Below are 21,396 nucleotides of genomic sequence, written 5' to 3'. Positions count from 1 at the left end.
GTTTAGCTATTCCTCTACAGATATATCATATGTTTTACTAATAATTTGGGATTGTTCAACAATTATGGGACCTTGCCACCTTTGATGAGTCATCGAAACTGCGAGAACGTAACGATCTGGAGGAACAATATTGGACTCTAGTGAGGTTGGATAGTCAGACTCATAGGATTCTCCCCATACTTTATTATATTGACCGTCAACATAATCGTAGAGAGAGGCATCAAGTTTTGGTAATGGACAATGTTTGTTCAGCAGAGCATTTCGCTCAACACGCCACTGATCTTTAGATTGCCAACGAATACTCACTTTTGCCTTAGATTCACCAAAAACCAGCCATGAACTCCATGAAGTCTGATCTTTTGCCGTAATATCAACTCGATATAAGCCCATTGGAATTTTGCTATTTAAGTTATAGCGTTTGACGTAAGACTTGGTAGGTGAATCCTCTTCACTTAGGCTAATAAAAGATTGATCTGCAGAAATACTTTTTTGAACCCAACGCGTAAGAGAAATATCTGAGACTTCTTTACGTGATGAAACTTCTATAAGTGCTCTGTATGAGTCTCTTCCCGGACTTTGAGTATCAATCGCTCTGACCGTGACATTTTTCAGCCATTCTGGAAATGGCCTTGAGTCTAGACTTTTACCGCAGTCAACTTGGAGCGATTGCTGAAAAAGCTCATTGAGATGGGGAGAAATGGCCTGATTTTTATCCTGTTGCCAGACTTCTACCAAAGCAACAAACATTGCTGGTAAATCGTTATTGAGCAGAAACTTATGGGCTTGAATCAAGGGTGAGTTGTTCTCAAACCATAAAGTGTTGGCAGCTGAGATGGGCGTACTAGCAAGCACGCCCAATAATAGTGCTTTTAGTCTCATTAGGCCTTCATTTTGTATCCAACACCACGAAGAGTCTCAATCTCTAGCCCCGGCAGCTTTTGGCGTAACTGCAAAACATGAGTGTCTACGGTTCGTGTCGTTGGAAAATGATTGTATCCCCAGACATGGTCCAATAACTCATCTCGCGTAAACACGCGCCCGAGGTTACTTGCTAAAAAGAGTAAAAGATCAAACTCCGTTCTGGTTAGCGTTATAGATTCCTCTTTATAAAATACTTCACGCGTCGCTTTATCGATTAATAGATGCTGCGTTTCTACTTTACTATCGTCCTGAGCTTCTGATTCAGGAGCCCTTAGTTGTGCACGAATACGAGCAAACAGTTCTGCCTCGGCGAATGGCTTAGTTAAATAGTCATTTGCGCCTGCATCTAAACCAGTAACCTTGTCTTTTACGGTCACCAACGCCGTCAGCAGAATAACTGGAACATCTTTTATTTCTTTCCAGCCGACTAGGTGCTCTACGGAGTCGCCATCAGGCAGTTGGCGATCTAAAATCACTAAGTCTGATTTCTCCCAGTACTGTTCTACTTCTGCAATGCTTTCAGCGTGAAAACATTCATATCCTGCTTGTTCTAAGCTAACTAGCAGACCATCGGCCAGATTTTTGTCGTCTTCAACAAGAAGCAGTGTCTGTTTCACAAGGTATCTCCAATATAAACGTTGTTGGTGGGCCGACTAGGGACATTCGTCCCCCCATTCGACTCACCATAGATTCAACGATGGTTAAGCCTAAACCAAGACCGGCTTTACTAACAAATGGTTGACGCAATTGGCGCCAATCTTTTTGAGTTAACTCACCTTGGTCTATAAGCTTAACAGTAATTAAATTATCCTCTGTACCTATATCCAGTACAATAGGAGCAACCCCATATTTGATGGCATTGCGTATTAAATTATCAATACAAGTTCCAAGCCAATAGACATTTAGCTTTGCGGCTACATCTTGATTGATTTTAAGTTTAACTTTGCCGTTAAATTCCTCATCAACCTTAAACTCTAACCATTCTTTCACTGATGGAACCCATTCAGTGGCGAGCGGCTTGTTGTCAGACTGAAGATAATCTTTACTCGCTTCGGCAAGCTGTCTTAAACGGCGAGAATCTTCACAAAGTCGCCGAAACTCATCGTATACAGATTCAGGCAATTTTTCGAACTCTCGTCTAAACCCTTCGACTGTAAGAGATAGACTCGCGATCGGGGTTCTAAGTTCATGTGTGAGTATCTGAAGAATCAACATTCGACTCTTCATCTCTTGTCGCTTTGTATTCCATCGATACACTGCCCAGCCTAACACCAGAAAGATGTTGGCTATGACAAGCACAACCATACTAATACGTAGGAATTCCGAATGGTCTTGTACATCCCAACAGAGGTTTCCTCGTCTAACAAAGCAACTATTCGAGTCACCTTTTAGCGCAACGCTTAACCCTGCTTCATCGGCGTTTTTTCTCCAAGTACTTTCAGGAAAAACAAGATAACTGTCATTTTGCCTTAACCAAAGCTCACCTTGCTCTAGAAACATGCTGGAACCGGAAATTAGGGCCATAATGGTTTCTTCGTCCATTCTTTGCAAACGACCCAACAATGTTACACGTGGTGCAAGCGGCCGCTCTTTTATGTGCATATATTGTTGTAACTGTTCTTGTTTTTCGGGATGAAGCTCAGCGTACCTTTTCGCATAGGTACCACCACCAGGGTGAATTAGCCCGCTGCGAGCGAACCACTTTTGGCTTAACTTGGTACCTTTACACATAGCTCGAGTAAAAACGAGAGGCTCTGTGATCAGTGGGCTGAGAGGCAGTTTGCCTGTACAGTTTTGAGCAATTTGATAAAGGCGTTGTATGTCCCTTAACGGGTATGCAGACGTTTGCGGGAGCATTGAATTAGGTGTAATTAAGCGCGTGGGATAGTCTGACTGCAAAATACGAATGTCATAAGATGCAGTGAAAATATCTTGATTGAACGAGTCGACAAACTGATCAATTCGCTCAGGTAATGAATTCGCGCTGGCCGTATTACATATAACTGCAATAGCGATCACCAATATTTTTAAAACCGTTCTAATCAATGCAAAAATCTGTAAATCAATGGGTTAGATTTAGAGTAAAGTATTATCGCAAAAATATAAATTTCCAATGTGATATTGGTGTCAATAATGCGACCCGCAAAACGAAAGAAGCCAGCTAATGCTGGCTCCGACTCGTCAGGCTATACTACAGAGCTTTGGATATCGCGTCTACACTCTCTTTCGCGTCTCCGAACAACATTTGAGTATTTTCCTTAAAAAATAACGGGTTTTGTACTCCTGCATAACCAGTATTCATTGAACGTTTAAACACAATGACATTTTTGGCGTTCCAAACCTCTAATACTGGCATGCCTGCTATCGGGCTAGCAGGATCTTCCTGCGCTGCTGGATTCACCGTATCATTGGCACCAATAACCAAAACAGTATCAGTTTCTTCGAAGTCATCATTGATCTCGTCCATTTCTAGGACAATATCATAAGGCACCTTAGCTTCGGCTAATAATACGTTCATATGACCAGGCAACCGCCCCGCAACTGGGTGGATACCAAAACGTACATTCACCCCTTTAGCTCTAAGTTTTTCTGTTATTTCATGGACAGGATATTGTGCTTGCGCGACTGCCATTCCATATCCCGGAGTGATGATGACGGATTTAGAATTCTTTAATAGCTCTGCCACTTCATCTGCCGATGATTCACGATGCTCACCATGAACAACATCACTAGAAACTAAGACTTCTTGGCCAAATCCGCCAGCAATAACGCTAACAAATGACCGATTCATTGCCTTACACATTATGTAGGAAAGAATCGCGCCTGATGAACCGACTAAAGCGCCAGTAACAATAAGCAAATCATTGGCAAGCATAAAACCTGCTGCTGCTGCTGCCCAACCGGAGTAAGAGTTAAGCATTGACACAACGACAGGCATATCTGCTCCACCGATGGATGCAACTAAATGATAACCAAAAGCCAATGCAATCAATGTCATTACGAACAAGGCGAGCAAACTTCCATCTGCTTCTACGAAACGTGTTAGCAACCAAGCAGACACAATGACAGCCGCCAAGTTCATTTTGTGCTTGTGAGGTAAGTTTAACGGCGATGAAGACACTAAGCCGCGCAGTTTGCCAAATGCAACCACCGAACCAGTAAAAGTTACTGCGCCAATGAATACGCCGAGAAAAACTTCTACCAAGTGAATGATATGCTCGGCATGCGTCGCCGCTTTAGGAGCATCTAGATAGCTGTTATAGCCTACCAGTATCGCTGCCAAGCCAACGAAACTATGCAGTATTGCAACCAATTCAGGCATTTCAGTCATTTCGACTTTCTTAGCATAGTGAATACCTATGGTTCCACCAATTGCCATGGCAATAATTATCCAGACAAAGCCTTGGGATTCTGGGCCAAAAATAGTGGCAACCAAGGCAATCGACATACCAGCAATACCGTAATAGTTACCATATTTTGCAGACTCTTGTTTAGAGAGACCTGCTAAGCTGAGAATAAAAAATAGTGCAGCAACAATGTACGCTGCTTGTGTTAGTCCTGCAGACATATGTGTTACCCCTTAATCCTTACGAAACATTTCAAGCATGCGTTTTGTTACAGTAAAACCGCCGAAGATATTAATGCTTGCAATCAATATGGCGATGAAGGCTAAGAAGGAAACTGCTCCATTCCCTTGACCTATTTGTAACAGTGCACCTACAACAATAATTCCTGAAATAGCATTGGTCACTGACATCAAAGGAGTATGTAAAGCGTGTGTGACATTCCAGACAACGTAATAACCAACCACACAAGCAAGGACAAAAACGGTAAAATGACTCAGAAATGATGCTGGTGCAACAGAGGCCACCCAAGCAAAACTAAATAAACCTACCCCCAGTGCAGCAAGTTTTTTAGTTCGAGACACTGGCTGTTCTTTTTTCTCGGTGTTTTTTGGCACTTCTTTTGTTTGCTGCTGTGTTGGCTGAGCAGAAACCTGTATCGGAGGCGCTGGCCACGTAACTTCACCATTTTTGACTACAGTCACCGCTCTTAGCACGACATCATCAAAGTCTATATTGATGTTGCCATCTTTTTCCTTACATAGCAGCTTAAGAAGATTTACTAGATTAGTAGCGTAAAGCTGAGATGATTGAGTCGGAAGGCGCCCAACCATATCTGTATACCCGACAACTTTTACTCCATTTTTCGTCGTAACGACTTTATCTGGCTTGGTATATGCGCAGTTTCCTCCATTTGCAGCCGCGAGATCGATAACGACACTGCCGGGTCGCATGCTATCCACCATTTTTTTTGTAATGAGTTTCGGCGCGGGTTTGCCTGGAATTAGCGCTGTAGTAATAATGATATCGACATCTTTTGCTTGTTCAGCATAAAGCTCTTCCGCTTTTTTATTGAATGCCTCTGACATTTCTTTGGCATATCCATCACCAGATCCAGATTCTTCCTTAAAGTTCACTTCAAGGAACTCTGCTCCCATTGATTGGACTTGCTCTTTGACTTCTGGTCTTACATCGAATGCACGAACGATGGCGCCTAAGCTACCCGCAGCTCCGATGGCTGCCAAACCAGCCACTCCGGCACCAGCAACAAGGATCTTAGCAGGAGGAACCTTTCCTGCTGCTGTAATTTGTCCTGTAAAGAAACGTCCGAATTCATGTGCCGCTTCAACAACAGCCCGATAACCGGCAATATTGGCCATTGAAGATAAAGCGTCCAGAGATTGAGCTCTAGAAATACGTGGCACTGAATCCATAGCTAGGACATTAATCTTTTTAGCAGATAGCTTTTCCATAAGCTCGGTGTTCTGAGCAGGCCAGATAAAGCTTACCAGTGTTGCCCCTTCTTTGATGAATTCTATTTCTTTATCACTGGGTGCATTCACTTTAAGAATGATATCAGATAGCCATACTTCATCTTGGGTTGCAATATTGGCACCGCTAGCCGTAAAAGCATCATCACCAAAGCTGGCAAGCTCGCCAGCCTTAGATTCAATATTTACGCTAAACCCTAATTTCAATAACTGTTCTACCGACTTTGGAGAAGCGGCTACGCGCGTTTCACCCGCAAGTATCTCTTTTGGTACTCCGATTTGCATACTGGTTCCTTGACTGCTGGCAACAATGATTCATTGTTTTTATCGAACGCTTTCATGAACTTCAAGCACTTTGTATGGAAAATACAAAGTGCAGTCATATCTAGGTACCCTTGGTGTGACAAATTGTAGATTTAGTACAACAATTTCATCGCTTACATAAAACTATGAGAAAAAATCGGGTGGAAATGAAAAAAAAAGAATCCGCAAATAACGAATCCTTTTCTTAAAACAGGTGGGTCACTAGTCTCTATGTGAATATGTCGCCTTTTGTTTGATCGATGAACATTTTCGCTTTTGCAAGCATGAACTCATTGGCGTCCGACTCTGAAGCTAGGACATCCGAGCGTATAAATCGATGCTCTCTTACTTCCCCTTCTATATTCTTGGTAATACGGCCAGCGATGCGAAACTGTCCACCTTCAGCTTGCGCTTCTTGGTAGATGAGAAACCCTTTATACTCTTCTGGCTGTATATCCTTACTACTCTGTTCTTTTTGATTGCTACCGAACAGTCGAGAAAATAATCCCACTACTAAACTCCTAAGTACCGTTTTCATTTGGTGCAAGCGGCTTTTCAAACCACTCTAGTTCGATGTCATCGTCAAATTTTGGTTTACTAAACACAACTGGGACTTCATCTTTGCGCTTACTTCTTCTATCTTCAATTATCATAGATAGAGATGCTTTAACCGCGTCTTCAGAATAGCGTTTTAGCACCACAAGTCTTTCTTCTGATAGAGCGGAAAGAAAGTCTATATCATAGCGAATATATACAGGTCGCAGTTGACCCAGTGCCAAGCAAGCTAAATCGGCAAGCTGCTCATGATCAAATCGATCAGTATATTCACTATCTGCTAATACCTGTCCAACTAAAGTTTCCATATAGTTATGAACATCAACACTAATCTGCATAAACCTCAACCCCTTTAAGATTTAGATTTCCTTGAGCATTAGCTAATGGTAAAACATATACCTCATACACCTTTACAAAAACACCACGCTTAAGCCACTACCGACATCAATACTCACTTTTCATTATCTATTCTAGTAAAAACCTTGGCATACCATCAAATAAAAGTGTCCAAATAAATTGCCACGCAACTTAAGAAACATCAGTTGGGGGTGATAGTTTTTTCAGGCGAATAAATAGTAGGATGTACTATTGCGAAAAAAACGTGAAACGGTTTCTGCCCGCTTTTTTAGACGCATACAGACCTTTGTCAGCCATTGCATACGCTTCTTCTGGATCTTCTTTACCTGTGGGAGTAAAACAACAGATCCCTTGTGACACCGTCACAACATCAGAAATGCCACTATACTCATGCTTTATTGCTAAGGATTCTATGGTCGACTGTATCCTCATTGCATGTTGTTTCGCATCCTCTTCATCGACATGCCCCAACACAACAACAAATTCTTCACCGCCATATCGGCCTACGATTTCCCCACTGCGGGAAAAGAGTAAAGCTAAAGCCTGAGCCATTTCTATTAAACACTTATCACCTTCAATATGACCATAGTTGTCGTTGAAGAGCTTGAAATAATCGACGTCTAATAATATCAGACTAAGTGGCAACCCGTGCCGGCCATGAATTGAAATCATTTCTTTTAATTTTTCATCAACATAACGACGATTTTTCACCTTAGTTAAACCATCTTCACTGGCAAGCTTCTCAAGCTTTTGATTTACCTTGGCAAGTTCGGCTGTTTTTTGGTTCAACTCTCTTCGCATAAATGCAATCCTTTGCATAGCAGTAAGCTTTGAGCCTAACACTATTTTATCAACTGGCTTGGTTAAGTAATCATCACCTCCAGCCTCGATAGCATTTGCGATCATTGCAGGTTCATCGTGACTACTGAGAAAAATGATAGGTATCCATTCTTCATATAGTGAACGAATTCGCTGTGAAACCTCGAAACCATCCATTCCTGGCATGGATATATCAAGTAAGATAAGGTCTGGTTCAAAAACGGAATACAGTTCTAGGGCCTGCTCTCCTGACGCCGCCATTTCTACGGTATGTCCTAGTTGCTTGAGGCGAATAGCCAATTGCATGCGCTCCATTTGCACGTCGTCGACTAGGAGAATTTTCATCGAAGATCCAGAGATTTTCACGCGCATGCCCTATATTAACTAGACTGTAAAATCAGTTGCTTATAATGAAGGTTACTCTATGGAGGCCATTTCTTCCACTATAGTTGACATTTTATGCGGATTTTCTACGATAGCCGTCACTCACTTATTATAATCTAAGAGAAGTTAATCTGATGTCTGAAGATACCCAAGCTCCCCCACTTATTGATCTTTCTACCGTTTCTGAAGAGCTACGTCGCGTTATAGAATTTGACAAGGTCCCCGAGCAAATGCATGCCATGGTGGCGTCGATTCATCAAGCTTCAGAAGATGCGGTTCGTGAAGCTTGGAGTCAACTACCAGCAAGTGCTCAAAACATTTTGGATAGCTTTGAACAATTTCATGCACTTGTTTCAGTGAGCCAAGCATTTGCTGGGCTAAATGTTATCGAAGAACTTCAAACACAAGAACTATCACAAACTATCGCTAGTGAAAATAAAGAAGCGTATCAAGCTGACATTATTGAACAAGTCATGCACAACTGCATTAAAGATATGCTAAAGCAAGTTAAAAAAGCCAGGCGCGATCCTCTGCTAAAGCGTGAATTTACTCAAGTGTTTGCAAAATAAATTCGTCTCAAATTGGTACAGTGTGATGAGGAATCGATTTACTTTTTGAGTACGATATCGTTTGTTGTCACACTTACTCCTTTAATTTGTGCAAAAACGTTCAAACCTTTCTTTAATTCCAGTTCATCTCTTGCCCACGCTGTTATTTCTGCCCATAGAAAACGTTGCTCTGCTAATTCAAGCTTCACATAGATACTTTTGCTCCGGTCATCTTCATCTTGATTCGAGATTTCAATAACTTTTGATGGCAATATATTACGGATTGAGGTTTGAGATGGTTTATTTAGGGTAATAGATACATCAGCAGCCTTAACTTGAATCCTAAGCTTAGACTCGAGCGGTACTTCGAGCTTTTGTACCCAAAGATCGACATTTTCAGTAAGTTTAAGTCGCGATAGAGCATAATCTTTATTGTGACTGGCTAAACTTGCTTCAAAGAGCGAACTATGATGGCTTGAAGTTTGCCATTGACTCAATGCTGGGGTTTGCCAGATTGCTTCAAGAGGCCCTGAAGCGACCACTTTACCACTATCAATCACAACGATATGATTAGCGAGACGTACAAGTTCATACAAACTATGCGACACATAGATAATCGGCAACTGTATTTCTTGAGCCAAATGCTCCAAGTAAGGCAATACCTCTTTTTTTAGAGGCATATCGAGCGATGCCAATGGCTCGTCCATCAACAAAACGGCAGGTTTATATAATAGAGCTCGACCGATAGCAACTCGCTGTTTTTCACCGCCAGATAGCTGGCTAGGATACCTGTGAAGTAATGATTGTAAGTCAAGAAGGTTTAGTATTTTGTCAAAGTGTTGAGTGTCATGTTGAGTCACTCCGTATAATAGATTCCCTTTGACGCTGTAGTGTGGAAAAAGCCTTGAATCTTGAAATATGTATCCCACTTTACGTTTATGAGTAGGAATATTTACCTTAGTCTCAGAACAGAACAAAGTGGTCCCAGATACAATGACCTCACCTTGATCAGGCTGGTTTAGTCCCGCAATCACATTAATTAGCGAGGTTTTCCCAGCCCCCGACTTCCCGAATACAGATGTTATTCCTTTATTTGGGATCGTGACGTCAATATCAAACTTTGTATGCCCCAGCTTTTGCTTAAAGCAAACACGTATACTGTTCATTATCCCTCCAATCTTTTTTGGCACTGCCGTGCAACAAGCTCGGAAATCATCAATGAGGACAGTGCGATAGATATAGAAATAATACATAAGCGCATAGTTTCAAATTCTGCGCCGGGTGTTTCTATTGAAGAAAACATCGCGAGTGGAAGCGTTTGGGTTACTCCAGGGATGTTGGAGACAAAACTTATCGTTGCCCCAAACTCACCTAAACTTCGAGCAAACGATAATAGTGTCCCGCTTACAATCCCGGGGATCATCAAAGGCAAAGTGATAGTGAAAAAACGTCGAAGCGGTGATGCACCTAATGTAGCTGCCGCTTGATCTAATTTAGGGTCGATGCTCTCAATACTTAGTCGAATCGAACGCACCATCAGTGGCAATGCAACAACAATGCTTGCGAGCACTGCACCCTTCCAATTAAAAGAGAATACAATGCCCAAATATTTGTACAACCACTGACCAATAAAGCCTTGTTGGCCCATTGAAACAAGCAGTAAGTAGCCAATAACAACAGGGGGTAATACAAGTGGTAAATGCAAGATACTGTCCAACCAACTTTTGCCAAAAAACTGTTTTTTTGCCAATAACCAACCAAAACCAATACCAATCGGCAATAGCCACAAAACAGTATAAAAAGCGACCTTCAAACTCAGTATGAGAGCCTGATATTCATATTCAGAAAGCACGCTACTGACTCCTATAGAAAACCGTACTGATTTAGTAAGGCCGTACCTTGTTTACTTTGCACAAAGTTAGCAAAATCAAGAGTTTTTTTATCAGAACTAAGTAATGCCATTGGGTATGTAATCATAGTATGACTGGATGAAGGAAACGTCGCTACAACCTTAACTTTATTACTTGTTTGAGCATCAGTTTGGTAGACAATACCCAGCGGGGCTTCTTCTCGCTCAATAAGCCTTAGTGCCACCCTAACATTACTTACAGGGGCCAACTTATCGTGCAAAGATTGCCACACACCCATAGTCTGTAGAGCCTGTTTGGCATAAATACCAACTGGTACAGCCCGGGTATCCCCTACCACTAACCGCTTGTCTTTTAAGTGAGTTAACCACTGTTCTTTGCTACTCAAATCTAACGCCACTGACTGATTGCTCGGTGCGATCACGACCAGTTTATTACTCGCAATGCTAGTGACGGCGTCACTTTGTGTTTTGTTTTTCTCCACTAGGTAATCGATCCATTGGGTGTTCGCTGAGATGTATATATCTGCAGGTGCTCCAGCCAATATTTGCTTTGCAAGAGAAGAAGAACTCGCTAAGACAGGAACAACTGTAACCCCTGTCTTAGCATAATATGCATCACCTAATACTCTGATTACATTAGTCAATGACGAAGCTGCATAGACGTTGATTGATGTAGCGTTAACCCCTGTCGAAATCACCAAAACAAGGAATACGGTGATGGCTCTATATGCACAGTACGTTTTAAGGTTCATTGGTAGAGCTCTGGCCAAATTCGCGTTAAGTCGATGTGTTTTTCTACTGCATCTGCAATCCTATCTATTGCATTTTCTTGTTGCTGACCATGATCGATAGCTTTGATATGGTCTGCACCAGACCACTCACATATCAGCGCTAGCGCCTCTGGTGAGTCAAAAACCCCATGCAAGTATGTACCAAAGACTTGGTTACACTCACTGATAGCTCCGTCAACTGGCTTCAAGTCATTCGCGTCAAAGATCGCAGCATCCTTTTCATCACAAGACGTTCGACCTACATGAATTTCATACCCAGTTACTGGTGTGCTTTTTTGATTTAATCTAAGTATTGCTTGCACCTCAGTGAGTTGTTTTCGCTTGGTAAGTTCAGTTTCAACGGGTAGAAAATTTAGTCCATGTGACATCCCCTCTTCCCCTTCAACCCCGTGCGGGTCTCTTATCATGCGTCCCAGCATTTGGTAACCTCCACAAATTCCTATCAGCTTTCCACCAAGCCTTAGATGGCGTTGAATATCTTTATCCCAATTTTGTGAACGTAAATAGTCAAGGTCAGATCGTACTGATTTTGTTCCAGGTAATATCACCAGATCAGCACGATCAATTTTTTCTCCTTTGGAAACATAGCGAAAATGAATATTTGGGTGGGCCCTTAATGCGTCAAAGTCAGTATGATTACTCATTCGAGTTAATACAGGTACAACAACTCGGAGTTGTATGGCTTCCCCTATATTCTGCTCACTACTGATACTGTCTTCTGATTCTAACTCTAAGCCATGCAGAAAAGGCAAAACACCGAGTACTGGCTTTGATGTTTTTTCTTCCAGCCAATCAAGCCCTGATTGGAGCAGAGATATATCACCACGAAAGCGATTAATAACAAAACCCACAACGCGATCACGCTCCGATTCCGACAGGAGTTCCAAGGTTCCAACAATGTGGGCAAAAACGCCGCCACGATCTATGTCTGCGATAATGACCACAGGAACGTCTGCAACTTCAGCAAAACCCATGTTGGCAATGTCATTGTGCCGAAGATTGATTTCTGCGGGACTACCAGCGCCTTCAATAACAACGGTCTGATAATTTCGCTGTAATATCGAAAAAGATTCTAGAACTTTGGGAAATACGGTTTGCTTGTAATTATCATATCCGACAGCTTCCATGTTTCCAATTGCTTGGCCTTGCAGAACAACTTGTGCCCCTGTATCGGAATTGGGTTTCAACAGAACTGGATTCATATGCACGGTCGTCGGTGTACATGATGCTTGAGCCTGTACCGCTTGAGCTCGCCCAATTTCGCCACCATCCTTTGTAACTGAGCTATTAAGCGCCATATTTTGTGGTTTAAAAGGCGCTACTTTAATTCCTTTTCGTGCGAGAAGACGGCATAAAGCAGAAACAAAAACACTTTTACCAGCATCTGAAGTTGTACCTTGAACCATCAATGCTCTGGATGGAGTCTGCATATTACATTCTTTGGTTTTTCATGTAGTAGAGAACAATCATCATAACGTTTTTGTACCGTTTCTCTCAACTTTTGAATGTCACTTGCATCGTTTTGTCCGAGTCGTCAAATAACCCACATGGCATAATAATGTTGACCTTGTGGAATCAAAAGAGGAAAAACAGTGAGCCAAATACTGCCATCGATTACTATAACACTCTTGCTCCTGCCATTAGCAAGTATTGCCAGTAGCGAAATCCCCTCAGGAATTCATTTCAATGGACCGGTAAATTTAACAACCGTCGATTCTTTGTTAGATGACAATAGTGTATTTACCAAGCGTAATGCAATTCTTGATGGACATATTGTCCGGCAAATTAGTATTTCGAGTTTTATTTTCTCCGATGGTAAGAGAGAAATTCAAATCGAAGTCAGTGATAAAGTGAAGCTAGAACAATCCATTGATGCAAATACAGATTTACGGATTTTTGGCAAATTCTCTGGTGGAAATAGTCCAGAAATTGAAGTGGATCATATTCAAGTTTTGTAAACGTAAAGTAATTCAGCTCCGATTGCGATAATATTTGGCTTACATATTGCACAATATTTTAACCGTCAAAAACTTGATGCGAGTTGGAGTACTTACTTTGAAAAAGATCACCTTAATCAGCGCTCTTTTATGCTCTGGTTTTTCTAGCGCTGCAAATGCAAACAACTTTAACTATAACTTTATCGAAGTAAGAACGGCAATTAACCCTGAATTGTTTGGCGCTGAGCTTAGCACTTATTTTACTGACAACTCTCACTTTGTCTTAAGAGCCGATACACTATTCGATAAGGACTATGATTTCGCCGGAGGCATTGGATTTAATGGTCCAATAAGCCAATTCGCGGATATATATGGTCAGCTTCTTTTGCATCAAACCAAGTACACTCGTGACTACCAAGAACGTAGAGAAACAACCGGTGAGCTAAATATTGGTATCAGGTTATGGCTTGCCGATCAAATAGAGGCCACTGGGAGACTCGGTCGTAACGATGATAATTCGGTCTTTTATGCTGGTGTGCGTTTTCACTCAACGGACCAACTCTCGATTGCTGCTGAAACTCGCAATAATGGTCTTTACGGCCCTCAGATCACTATGTCTGTTAGATTTCATTACTAGTTAATCCAATTCGGCGATTAAGAGGCTTTGGATTCACAAAGCCTCTTGGTTTTGTCTTTACTGTTCACTTCGTTGTTGCTTACTACTGCTCGCTACCGGTAAGTTTGGATGTTCAAATTTGAACGCATAATCAACCCCGTTAACCTTCACACTGTAATTAGCAGGGCCAGAAATAGGCAAGTAGTAAACCATATCAAGCTCATAAGAGCCCCCTACAGGTAAATTCTTCCAACTTGGTAGAGTGAAAGACACTCGATGCATTGGCCCGTCAAGCCCACCAACGTTATTGGGACGGGTATGACCAGATGATATAACCGATAAACCCGCGCCAGATTGGTCTTTAGCGTTGTCTGGCGTGGAAACAGGTATATCAAACTGGAATTCTGTTCCTCCAGGTAAAGCTTGGTCGCTATTATTGGTGAAAGTGATTTTAGGGTTGATTGGGTAATTTTGGTCACCCGCTTTGAAACCCGTCACGGCCACATTGATATCCAGAGCCTGAGACGCAATAGGAGTCGTTGATAGTTTGTTACCATAGGGCGTAGCGGATTTGAACTTATCGTAGATAGTCTGGGTCATGGTCGAACCCATATGGTATTCACCTCGACCTGACAAACAGGCTTGCTCAGACTCATCAATTTGCGATCTTAACCCTTGGCTATCAAGTAAATAACAATTGTAATCGCCCGCAAGCTCCCAGAACATGATACCGCCAATTTCCTTATCAATTACATAGTCTGCTTTGAGGTTGACAGAAGCCTTATCTTCAGTCGATAGGAAGACTTTCTTCTCATTGTTCCATAGCCATGGTGCAACAGCGACGCTGTCATAATGGCGTGTATAGTACCCCGTTAATCGATCGCTCGGATCATTGACAGGATCAAGCCCGTATGCCGATGAGTATGTACCCCAAATTTGATTCTCCAAATTCTTAGCGTGCCACATGGGGTTTGAACCAGCCCCCATCTCATTACCGTTAGCGTCTTTATCGTGCCACATGTTGTCAATACCAACGGCACCGTGTCCACAATTGTTTTTCTCACCCTCTCCTGTGCCTGGAGGGCATTGAGTTTGATCAGGTAATGCTGCTCTGCCCCATAACCCATCCGTTCCACCACTGACGCTCTGCCAGCCTCTCGTATAATATGGGACACCAATGTTGATACGACCTGCAGGCATTGAGCCTCTAAAATAGTGATAGGCCCAGTCTGTATTTAGATAGCCGATACCACCATACGCGGCCGTTTTGTAGACGTTCCATTGGATAAGTTCAGAATCTTTACCCGTATCATAAAGTGCTGCGTTATGCCCAACGTGATCGTTCCACGCACCGTGTAGGTCATAAGTCATGATGTTAACGTAATCCAAATACTTAGTTACATCAAAAGATTCCATTCCGCGCAGCAAGTACCCAGAAGAAGGCGCGGCAATAGTCAGCATATAATGAATACCATCTTGTGCTGATGCCTTATCCAGTTTATTGCGCAGTACTTTCATTAACTCCTGGTATGAAGCCCATAAATAGCGACGTCTTGGCTCCATGAAGTCTGTATCATCTGGATTTCCTGCCCCTGCCATCGATGTTGGATATTCATAATCGATATCCAGACCATCAAACTTATATTTGCGCATCATTTCAACCGCAGATGTTGCAAACGTTTCAATACCCGCATGGTTTATCGAGCCATCAGCGTTAGTAGTCATCGTATAAAAGCCACCATCCGCAACTCGGTTACCATCTTTATCAAAGTGACCGCCTGTTTCAGCCCAACCACCAACGGAAATCAAGGTTTTTACGTTATATCTCTGCTTATATGTCGCAAGAGCACCAAAATGGCCCTTAAAGCCAAGAGAGGGATCAATATCAACGTCAGACCAAGTTTTGCCTACTGCTGCGTTATCGGGATCGTTTACATCACCTATGTTCATTTTTCCATCAGAGCCAATGCTGACAAACGCATAGTTAATATGTGTCAGATGCTGCCAAGGAATGTCTTTTACTAAATATGAGGTTTGTTCATCATCTTCAGAGCGCCAGCTAGTGAAATAACCTATCACTCTTCGAGGATGGTCAGCCCCCATTTTTTCACGTCCGTTTTCGTCATAGATGGAACAATAAGGTACACTCACACCTTCAGTTTGATACAAACCATCTGGGCGGCAAGAAGCGACGGTTGGGGCTTCTTTTACTTCAAGTAACACAGCGGATGAACTTGAGGAAGCCCCCTTATCGTCAACTGCTTTAGCAATAACAGGTAAGACCCCTTTTCTGGAAGTCTGGTAATCCAGTGAATACGGTGCCATTGTTGCAGTGCCGACAAGTTCACCCGCAACATAAAATTCCACCTTTTCAACCCGGCCATCTTTATCTGCTGCGTTTGATGTAAAGGTAACGGTATCGCCAAGATCAACACTGTTAGCTGATAACATAAGATCCACGGTTGGAGGTTCATTACCTGGCTGGGTTGTGGACACTTTTATATCAACGCTACTAACAATACTTTGTGCGCCGCGATTGTCATGAGCTATCGCGGTAATATTGTGGTTACCTGCAACTGCTAGCCAATTAATCGAATACGGGGAGGTTTTATCTTCACCGATAGGTTGACCGTCAACAGAGAAAACCACTTTCTCTATAGAGCCATCGGAATCATTCGCAGTGGCAGCTATCACAACAGTTTGGTCGACTTGGATTGAATCTGAGGCTTTAGGAGAGGTCAAATCAACACTCGGTGGTTGGTTTGTATCAGCCAAACATACGCCCAACTCTTTCCATTGAGACCACTGGCCCGAGTTAGCATCAGGTGCATCACCTTGTGTCCAATAATTTGCTTGATAAGCATAATCTAAGTGTCGGACTTTTTGCCCTCCAGTATAGACAGTTTTATTATCCCAATCGGATAAAGGTGCGCAATCAATCGCAGCATAACTTTGAAATGCAGTCAGACAGGAAGCGCTGAGTAAACTCAGCTGAAAGAGGCGCCGACGACGCCTTGACGTTGTTAGGTACATTCTTGTTTTCCTTTAAGCTATTGTTTTATTTTTTTGGCTTGTTGACTTTATTATTTTTAAGCCAACTTAAATTTCATCGTGAAATAACTTTAGAAAAGAACAGGACCGCTCAAGATTAAAAATGTAATATCTATAAAATCGCTCGCAAGTTTTTCTGTCTGAAGTGCAATTTCTCAGTAGTAAATTTGCGGCGTGAACATGTCGTGTTAAGCCACTGGTATTTTGCTGATGTTGTCCCCATATATTCTTACATGCTGGATTGACCGTGCAGTTTGTCAAAGTCAACATCAACGCTCAGTCCCGATAAAATTCGGGCCTCCAACTACAGATAACAAAGGAATGGCAATGCGTTTTAGTTATGTTAATACTACCCAAATTTTCTTTGGCCAAGGCCAAATAAGTTCAATACAGTCATCCATCTCACCAAGCGATAAAGTTTTGGTTATTTATGGCAGTGGCTCAATTAAGAAAAACGGTGTTTATGACCAGGTCGTCAACTCACTTAAAGACCACCACTGGGTTGAGTTTTCAGGTGTTGAGGCGAACCCAACCAAAGAAACACTGGATAAGGCGGTCGACATAGTCAAACAACAGAACATCGACTTTATTCTCGCTGTTGGCGGTGGCTCTGTTATTGATGGCTCAAAATATGTTGCAGCCGCAGCAAAATACCAAGGCGATGGTTGGGATATATTGACAGGTGACTACCAAATATCAGATGCCACTCCTCTTGGCGCAGTGCTTACACTCCCTGCAACAGGTTCTGAATCCAATGCAGGTGCGGTAATTACTAAAGCCGCAACCCAAGATAAGTTGTCTTTTGGGAGCCCACATGTTCAGCCTAAATTTGCTGTGATGGATCCTGATGTAATGAAAACGCTACCTGAGAAACAACTTATTAATGGTATTGTCGATGCTTGGGTACACGTCTGTGAGCAATATTTAACCACAAGTCATGGTGCCATGGTTCAAGATGGTTATGCTGAAACCTTATTGCGCACGTTAAAAACGCTTGGTGAAAGCTTTGAACAACGTGATAGCGATGGTTGGCGTGAAAATCTCATGTGGACAGCAAACCAAGCACTGAATGGTTTAATTGGAACGGGCGTTCCACAAGATTGGGCAACTCACATGATCGGCCACGAACTTACCGCACTGTGGGGCGTCGATCATGCTCGTTCACTCGCAATAGTACAGCCTTCCCTACTTAGAAATCAGCTTGAGCATAAACGTTCAAAGCTCGAACAAATGGGTGTTAACGTTTTTGGCCTAACTAAATCAGACGATTTAGCCGAAAGAACCATTAATGCGATAGAAAACTTTTACCAAACGATGCAGGTATCCACTCAATTAACCGAGCATGGCGATAACAAGCAGAAAGCGATTGATGCTGTAGTCTCTCAGTTAGAACACCATGGTTTGAAGGCTCTAGGTGAGAATAAAACGATCACCCTTGAAGCCAGTCGACAAATACTAACGAGCGCGATTGCCTAATATAGATAAAAGCAGCATTTGCTGCTTTTACTTTAGTTAGCTTGAAACTTCGTTGACCAATCGATGTAATGAGTCACTAGACTGTTGAGCCAAGTTCGGTAACTGTGATTTGACTTTCTGGTATGCGATAATTGGTTGGTCTGCCTTTTCGATATCTAAGCACATATCATACAAAGCCTGAAGACCAAGGCTTCCTGAAGACCCCTTGAGTTTGTGTGCTAGCGCCTTTAATTGGCCTGAGTCCCCATCATTTTCCGCTTCCTGCATAAGCTGCAATATATCTTTCGCCATCTCATCAAATATGTCTATAATTTCCTTCATTTTGGCTTGACCTAAAATCGATATATCTTGCTCGATTGTTTTGTCATTAACAATATGAGTTTTATCGTCTTGACTTTGTTCAGGCGGATTAAAAATCGGTTGATTTGAGACTGAATCGGTCAAGTTTTTTTGCAGCATGTCGGACAATGCCTCTTTATCAAGAGGCTTGGGTAAAAAGCCATCAAAGCCCGCACTCAGATAAGTTTGCACTTCTTCGTTATACACATGTGCCGAAACTGCAATCATCTTCGCTACACTGTCACTTTTAATACGTTTTAACGTGGTGAGAAGGTCCATTCCATTACAATCAGGAAGGTTAATATCAATCAATGCAATATCGTAATGGTTCTTACCATACAGTTTCTTCGCCGATTCTCCATCATGGGCGGTATCAACCGCATGACCTAAACTTTCCAAAAAGCCCTCTGCAACCATGCTATTGACGGGGTTGTCTTCAATAAGCAGTACTCGTGCAAGTCGAACCATCCCTGAAGGCAGATGTTTGGGAGAATGTTGGTTTCCCTCTGGTAGGTAAAGACTGAAACTAAACCGACTGCCCAAACCTATTTTAGATTCTAGTCGTAGCTCACCACCCATTGCCTGAACAATCCGCTTACTGATAGCCAATCCCAGCCCAGTTCCTCCCATACTCTGAATACCTCCCGATGCTTGTGTAAAGGGATCAAACAGGCTCTCCTGCTCACTTTCCTCAATACCTATTCCGGTATCCGACACGATAAAGTGTGTATTCTCTGGTTGAAATGGATCCGGTGAGACACTAATAGTGACATGTCCAGCGTCGGTGAATTTGACCGCGTTGCCGACTAAGTTCGTTAACACCTGGCTTATACGGGTCACATCGCCAAGCATGTATGGTGAAACCCTACTATCAATAGAAACGCGAATTTCAATACGTTTTTCTTTCGCCTTACTATCGAGTAACTGCTTAACCTCTCGAACTGTCTCATAAATTCCAAAATCTACAGGCCTTATTTCTAAAAAGCCAGCTTCGATTTTTGAGTAATCTAAAACATCATTTAAGATTGCTAATAAGGTTGAACCACTACGATTAATGACATCGATAAAGTGATTTTGTTTAGAGTTAAGCCCTGTATCTTTGAGCAGCCGAGCGGTTCCCAATACACCGTTTAAGGGAGTTCGAATTTCGTGGCTCATGGTGGCAAGAAAGGTTGATTTTGCCCGATTGGCTTTTTCTGCAGTCGCTCTCGCGAATTCATGATTGATCACTTCTTGATTGAGCTTTTCATTGCTCTCTTCAAGTTGACGTGTTCTCTGTGCGACAAGTTCTTCGAGATGCCCTTTGTGCTTCTCTAATTCTCGCTTGGCTTGTGCTTCACTCTCAGCAACCAATTTAAGTGACTTAGCAGTATCTCTCGCATTGGCTATGGCTTTTCCCATATCAGCCAGTTCGTCGTTACCTTCTATGTTAATGTCTATGTTTAACTGACCATTGGCAACAGACAACAATGCCGTTGAGTACTCGGCTAAACGCTTTACCACTGAAACATAGACAAGTTGCCAAAGAATCACAGCAACGATCACCATCCCCATTAGGGTAATGAAAGCCAAACTAAACTGTGAATATTGAAGTGTTGTGTGTAATTTTGTGACAGCATCGGTCGTGGCCATGTTAGATTCATCAATCAGTTTGGCAACAGTTGCATTTAGATCTGTTAGCTGCACTAAGGTGTTACGCAATAGCATTTGAGCTGTATATTCGCTTTGGTAGCGCTCAACCAACAAATCAAACACGACACTTCCATGGTCTAACTCTGTTAAAAGCTGCTTCATTTGGATAGAACGAGTGGGATCTTCAATCGTTTGTATACGACGTTTCATGATCTCAAGGTTGGTTTTAAATGCTTCTTTAATGCTGTTTATTCGGTCGATGTTAGAGGTAGTTCTTGTTTCTTCAATGTGGTTGAGTAATTTAAAGGCCAGCAAATGCAGCTCATGTAAGCGCTCAGCCCGATCTAGGTCAACTTCGACTAAAGTATCTAGCGCTTGATAGACTTTAGCTGTATTTTTGTTATCCAACAGATTATAGATTTGTGTAACGTTGGCTACAGCGTTTGTGCTGGTATTTGCTACTTGCGTTCCCGTCAGCACCTCTAACTCAGACGCATGTTGTCGAAGTGACCCTGTAATACTAGATAACTGTTTATCGAGAAACAGTTTTTTCTCGACCACAAGTCCAAGCTCTGCCAATGTATTAATCACGGTTTGCAACTCATCTTCTAATTGGGTTAACAAGTTAGAGTCAAATGAATCAGATCCGAGTTGTTTAATATGTGAGAGTAACTGTTCTAACTGTGAAAATAGAATTTTTCCAGATTGCTGCCGCTCTGCTTCCGTTTTTGCACTAGAGAGCGTTTGAACAGAAGATATAATGCGGGCACTGAGCTCAGAGACTTGTCTGGCTTCGATCATCGAGGGAATGGCTAAGTTAACCACTTGTCGCTCTGTTCTGGCAACTGACGAAAAACCAACTACCCCAATCGCTGAAGAGATCATCACTAAGGTTGCCATCGCAACAAACGCAAACAGTAATTTTCGACCAATACTGGCCTTTTCTAATAACATTTCGCAGTT

17 protein-coding genes and 1 pseudogene are annotated in these 21,396 nt (G+C 42.3%); 4 read left to right on the top strand and 14 right to left on the bottom strand.

Annotated elements, in window-relative coordinates; genetic code table 11:
- Positions 1-6: 6 nt before the first annotated feature.
- The 8 genes from FIV01_RS15375 to FIV01_RS15340 all read right to left on the bottom strand — a co-directional run bounded on the left by FIV01_RS15375 (position 7) and on the right by FIV01_RS15340 (position 8,134).
- The gene (locus FIV01_RS15375; protein WP_152431884.1) at positions 7-879 is read right to left on the bottom strand and encodes a DUF2861 family protein; all 873 of its coding nucleotides are present in this window, start codon (positions 877-879) and stop codon (positions 7-9) included.
- A complete protein-coding gene (vxrB, locus tag FIV01_RS15370) occupies positions 879-1,538 on the bottom strand; it encodes a response regulator transcription factor VxrB (protein WP_114786199.1) in 660 nt (219 codons plus the stop codon). The genes FIV01_RS15375 and vxrB overlap by 1 nt, the downstream gene beginning before the upstream one ends.
- Entirely contained in the window at positions 1,513-2,967 is a 1,455-nt protein-coding gene (gene vxrA, locus FIV01_RS15365; RefSeq protein WP_152431883.1) for a sensor histidine kinase VxrA, read from the bottom strand. The genes vxrB and vxrA overlap by 26 nt, the downstream gene beginning before the upstream one ends.
- Before the next feature lie 145 nt (positions 2,968-3,112).
- Positions 3,113-4,489 (bottom strand): Re/Si-specific NAD(P)(+) transhydrogenase subunit beta, encoded by a 1,377-nt coding sequence (gene pntB, locus FIV01_RS15360; protein ID WP_152431882.1) that lies wholly within the window; start codon positions 4,487-4,489, stop codon positions 3,113-3,115.
- Between the two features lie 12 nt (positions 4,490-4,501).
- Positions 4,502-6,040: a Re/Si-specific NAD(P)(+) transhydrogenase subunit alpha gene (locus FIV01_RS15355; protein ID WP_152431881.1), complete on the bottom strand. Its 1,539-nt coding sequence runs from the start codon at positions 6,038-6,040 to the stop codon at positions 4,502-4,504.
- A 247-nt stretch (positions 6,041-6,287) separates the two neighbouring features.
- Complete coding sequence (locus FIV01_RS15350) at positions 6,288-6,569, bottom strand: HlyU family transcriptional regulator (RefSeq protein ID WP_152431880.1); 282 nt, start codon at positions 6,567-6,569, stop codon at positions 6,288-6,290.
- A 10-nt stretch (positions 6,570-6,579) separates the two neighbouring features.
- Complete coding sequence (locus tag FIV01_RS15345) at positions 6,580-6,951, bottom strand: late competence development ComFB family protein (RefSeq protein WP_152431879.1); 372 nt, start codon at positions 6,949-6,951, stop codon at positions 6,580-6,582.
- Positions 6,952-7,198: 247 nt separating this feature from the next.
- On the bottom strand, positions 7,199-8,134 hold the full coding sequence (locus FIV01_RS15340; protein ID WP_152431878.1) for a GGDEF domain-containing response regulator: 936 nt from the start codon (positions 8,132-8,134) through the stop codon (positions 7,199-7,201).
- A gap of 173 nt (positions 8,135-8,307) precedes the next feature.
- Here FIV01_RS15340 and FIV01_RS15335 point away from each other — a divergent pair, with 173 nt between their 5' ends.
- The gene (locus FIV01_RS15335) at positions 8,308-8,742 is read left to right on the top strand and encodes a DUF3069 domain-containing protein (protein WP_152431877.1); all 435 of its coding nucleotides are present in this window, start codon (positions 8,308-8,310) and stop codon (positions 8,740-8,742) included.
- A gap of 38 nt (positions 8,743-8,780) precedes the next feature.
- On the opposite strand, the gene modC is transcribed toward FIV01_RS15335, so the two are convergent.
- The 4 genes from modC to FIV01_RS15315 are packed head-to-tail and all read right to left on the bottom strand — an operon-like array spanning position 8,781 to position 12,812.
- Positions 8,781-9,887, bottom strand: a complete 1,107-nt coding sequence (gene modC / locus FIV01_RS15330) for a molybdenum ABC transporter ATP-binding protein ModC (protein ID WP_152431876.1) — start codon at positions 9,885-9,887, stop codon at positions 8,781-8,783.
- A complete protein-coding gene (gene modB / locus FIV01_RS15325) occupies positions 9,887-10,573 on the bottom strand; it encodes a molybdate ABC transporter permease subunit (RefSeq protein ID WP_152431875.1) in 687 nt (228 codons plus the stop codon). Before modB ends, modC begins: the two co-directional genes overlap by 1 nt.
- 11 nt (positions 10,574-10,584) lie before the next feature.
- Positions 10,585-11,343: a molybdate ABC transporter substrate-binding protein gene (modA, locus tag FIV01_RS15320; protein ID WP_152431874.1), complete on the bottom strand. Its 759-nt coding sequence runs from the start codon at positions 11,341-11,343 to the stop codon at positions 10,585-10,587.
- Positions 11,340-12,812 (bottom strand): cobyric acid synthase, encoded by a 1,473-nt coding sequence (locus FIV01_RS15315; protein ID WP_152431873.1) that lies wholly within the window; start codon positions 12,810-12,812, stop codon positions 11,340-11,342. Before FIV01_RS15315 ends, modA begins: the two co-directional genes overlap by 4 nt.
- A 162-nt stretch (positions 12,813-12,974) precedes the next feature.
- Here FIV01_RS15315 and FIV01_RS15310 point away from each other — a divergent pair, with 162 nt between their 5' ends.
- Together FIV01_RS15310 and FIV01_RS15305 are read left to right on the top strand one after the other, a co-directional pair.
- Positions 12,975-13,340: a YgiW/YdeI family stress tolerance OB fold protein gene (locus tag FIV01_RS15310; protein WP_152431872.1), complete on the top strand. Its 366-nt coding sequence runs from the start codon at positions 12,975-12,977 to the stop codon at positions 13,338-13,340.
- Positions 13,341-13,437: 97 nt separating this feature from the next.
- Positions 13,438-13,956 carry a hypothetical protein gene (locus FIV01_RS15305; protein ID WP_152431871.1) on the top strand — a complete coding sequence of 173 codons (519 nt, stop codon included), beginning with the start codon at positions 13,438-13,440 and terminating at the stop codon, positions 13,954-13,956.
- A gap of 81 nt (positions 13,957-14,037) precedes the next feature.
- Here the strand turns inward: FIV01_RS15305 and FIV01_RS15300 are convergent.
- Positions 14,038-16,968 (bottom strand): annotated as a pseudogene (locus FIV01_RS15300) (chitinase C-terminal domain-containing protein); the annotation flags it as partial.
- A 345-nt stretch (positions 16,969-17,313) separates the two neighbouring features.
- Between FIV01_RS15300 and FIV01_RS15295 the strand changes: the two are divergent.
- Positions 17,314-18,462, top strand: coding sequence for an iron-containing alcohol dehydrogenase (locus tag FIV01_RS15295; RefSeq protein WP_152431869.1), 1,149 nt, complete (start codon positions 17,314-17,316; stop codon positions 18,460-18,462).
- Between the two features lie 36 nt (positions 18,463-18,498).
- On the opposite strand, the gene torS is transcribed toward FIV01_RS15295, so the two are convergent.
- On the bottom strand, positions 18,499-21,387 hold the full coding sequence (gene torS / locus FIV01_RS15290; protein WP_152431868.1) for a TMAO reductase system sensor histidine kinase/response regulator TorS: 2,889 nt from the start codon (positions 21,385-21,387) through the stop codon (positions 18,499-18,501).
- Positions 21,388-21,396 lie beyond the last annotated feature (9 nt).

This window comes from Vibrio aquimaris, assembly GCF_009363415.1.
Classification (GTDB): Bacteria; Pseudomonadota; Gammaproteobacteria; order Enterobacterales; family Vibrionaceae; genus Vibrio; species Vibrio aquimaris.
The sequence above is the reverse complement of the archived record's forward strand: the minus strand, read 5'-3'. Positions and strand labels throughout refer to the sequence as shown.

Coding starts and splice junctions, on each gene's coding strand:
- FIV01_RS15375 (WP_152431884.1), bottom strand. CDS start 879: ATGAGACTAAAAGCACTATTATTGGGCGTGCTTGCTAGTACGCCCATC.
- pntB (WP_152431882.1), bottom strand. CDS start 4,489: ATGTCTGCAGGACTAACACAAGCAGCGTACATTGTTGCTGCACTATTT.
- FIV01_RS15355 (WP_152431881.1), bottom strand. CDS start 6,040: ATGCAAATCGGAGTACCAAAAGAGATACTTGCGGGTGAAACGCGCGTA.
- FIV01_RS15345 (WP_152431879.1), bottom strand. CDS start 6,951: ATGCAGATTAGTGTTGATGTTCATAACTATATGGAAACTTTAGTTGGA.
- FIV01_RS15340 (WP_152431878.1), bottom strand. CDS start 8,134: ATGAAAATTCTCCTAGTCGACGACGTGCAAATGGAGCGCATGCAATTG.
- FIV01_RS15335 (WP_152431877.1), top strand. CDS start 8,308: ATGTCTGAAGATACCCAAGCTCCCCCACTTATTGATCTTTCTACCGTT.
- modC (WP_152431876.1), bottom strand. CDS start 9,887: ATGAACAGTATACGTGTTTGCTTTAAGCAAAAGCTGGGGCATACAAAG.
- modA (WP_152431874.1), bottom strand. CDS start 11,343: ATGAACCTTAAAACGTACTGTGCATATAGAGCCATCACCGTATTCCTT.
- FIV01_RS15315 (WP_152431873.1), bottom strand. CDS start 12,812: ATGCAGACTCCATCCAGAGCATTGATGGTTCAAGGTACAACTTCAGAT.
- FIV01_RS15295 (WP_152431869.1), top strand. CDS start 17,314: ATGCGTTTTAGTTATGTTAATACTACCCAAATTTTCTTTGGCCAAGGC.
- torS (WP_152431868.1), bottom strand. CDS start 21,387: ATGTTATTAGAAAAGGCCAGTATTGGTCGAAAATTACTGTTTGCGTTT.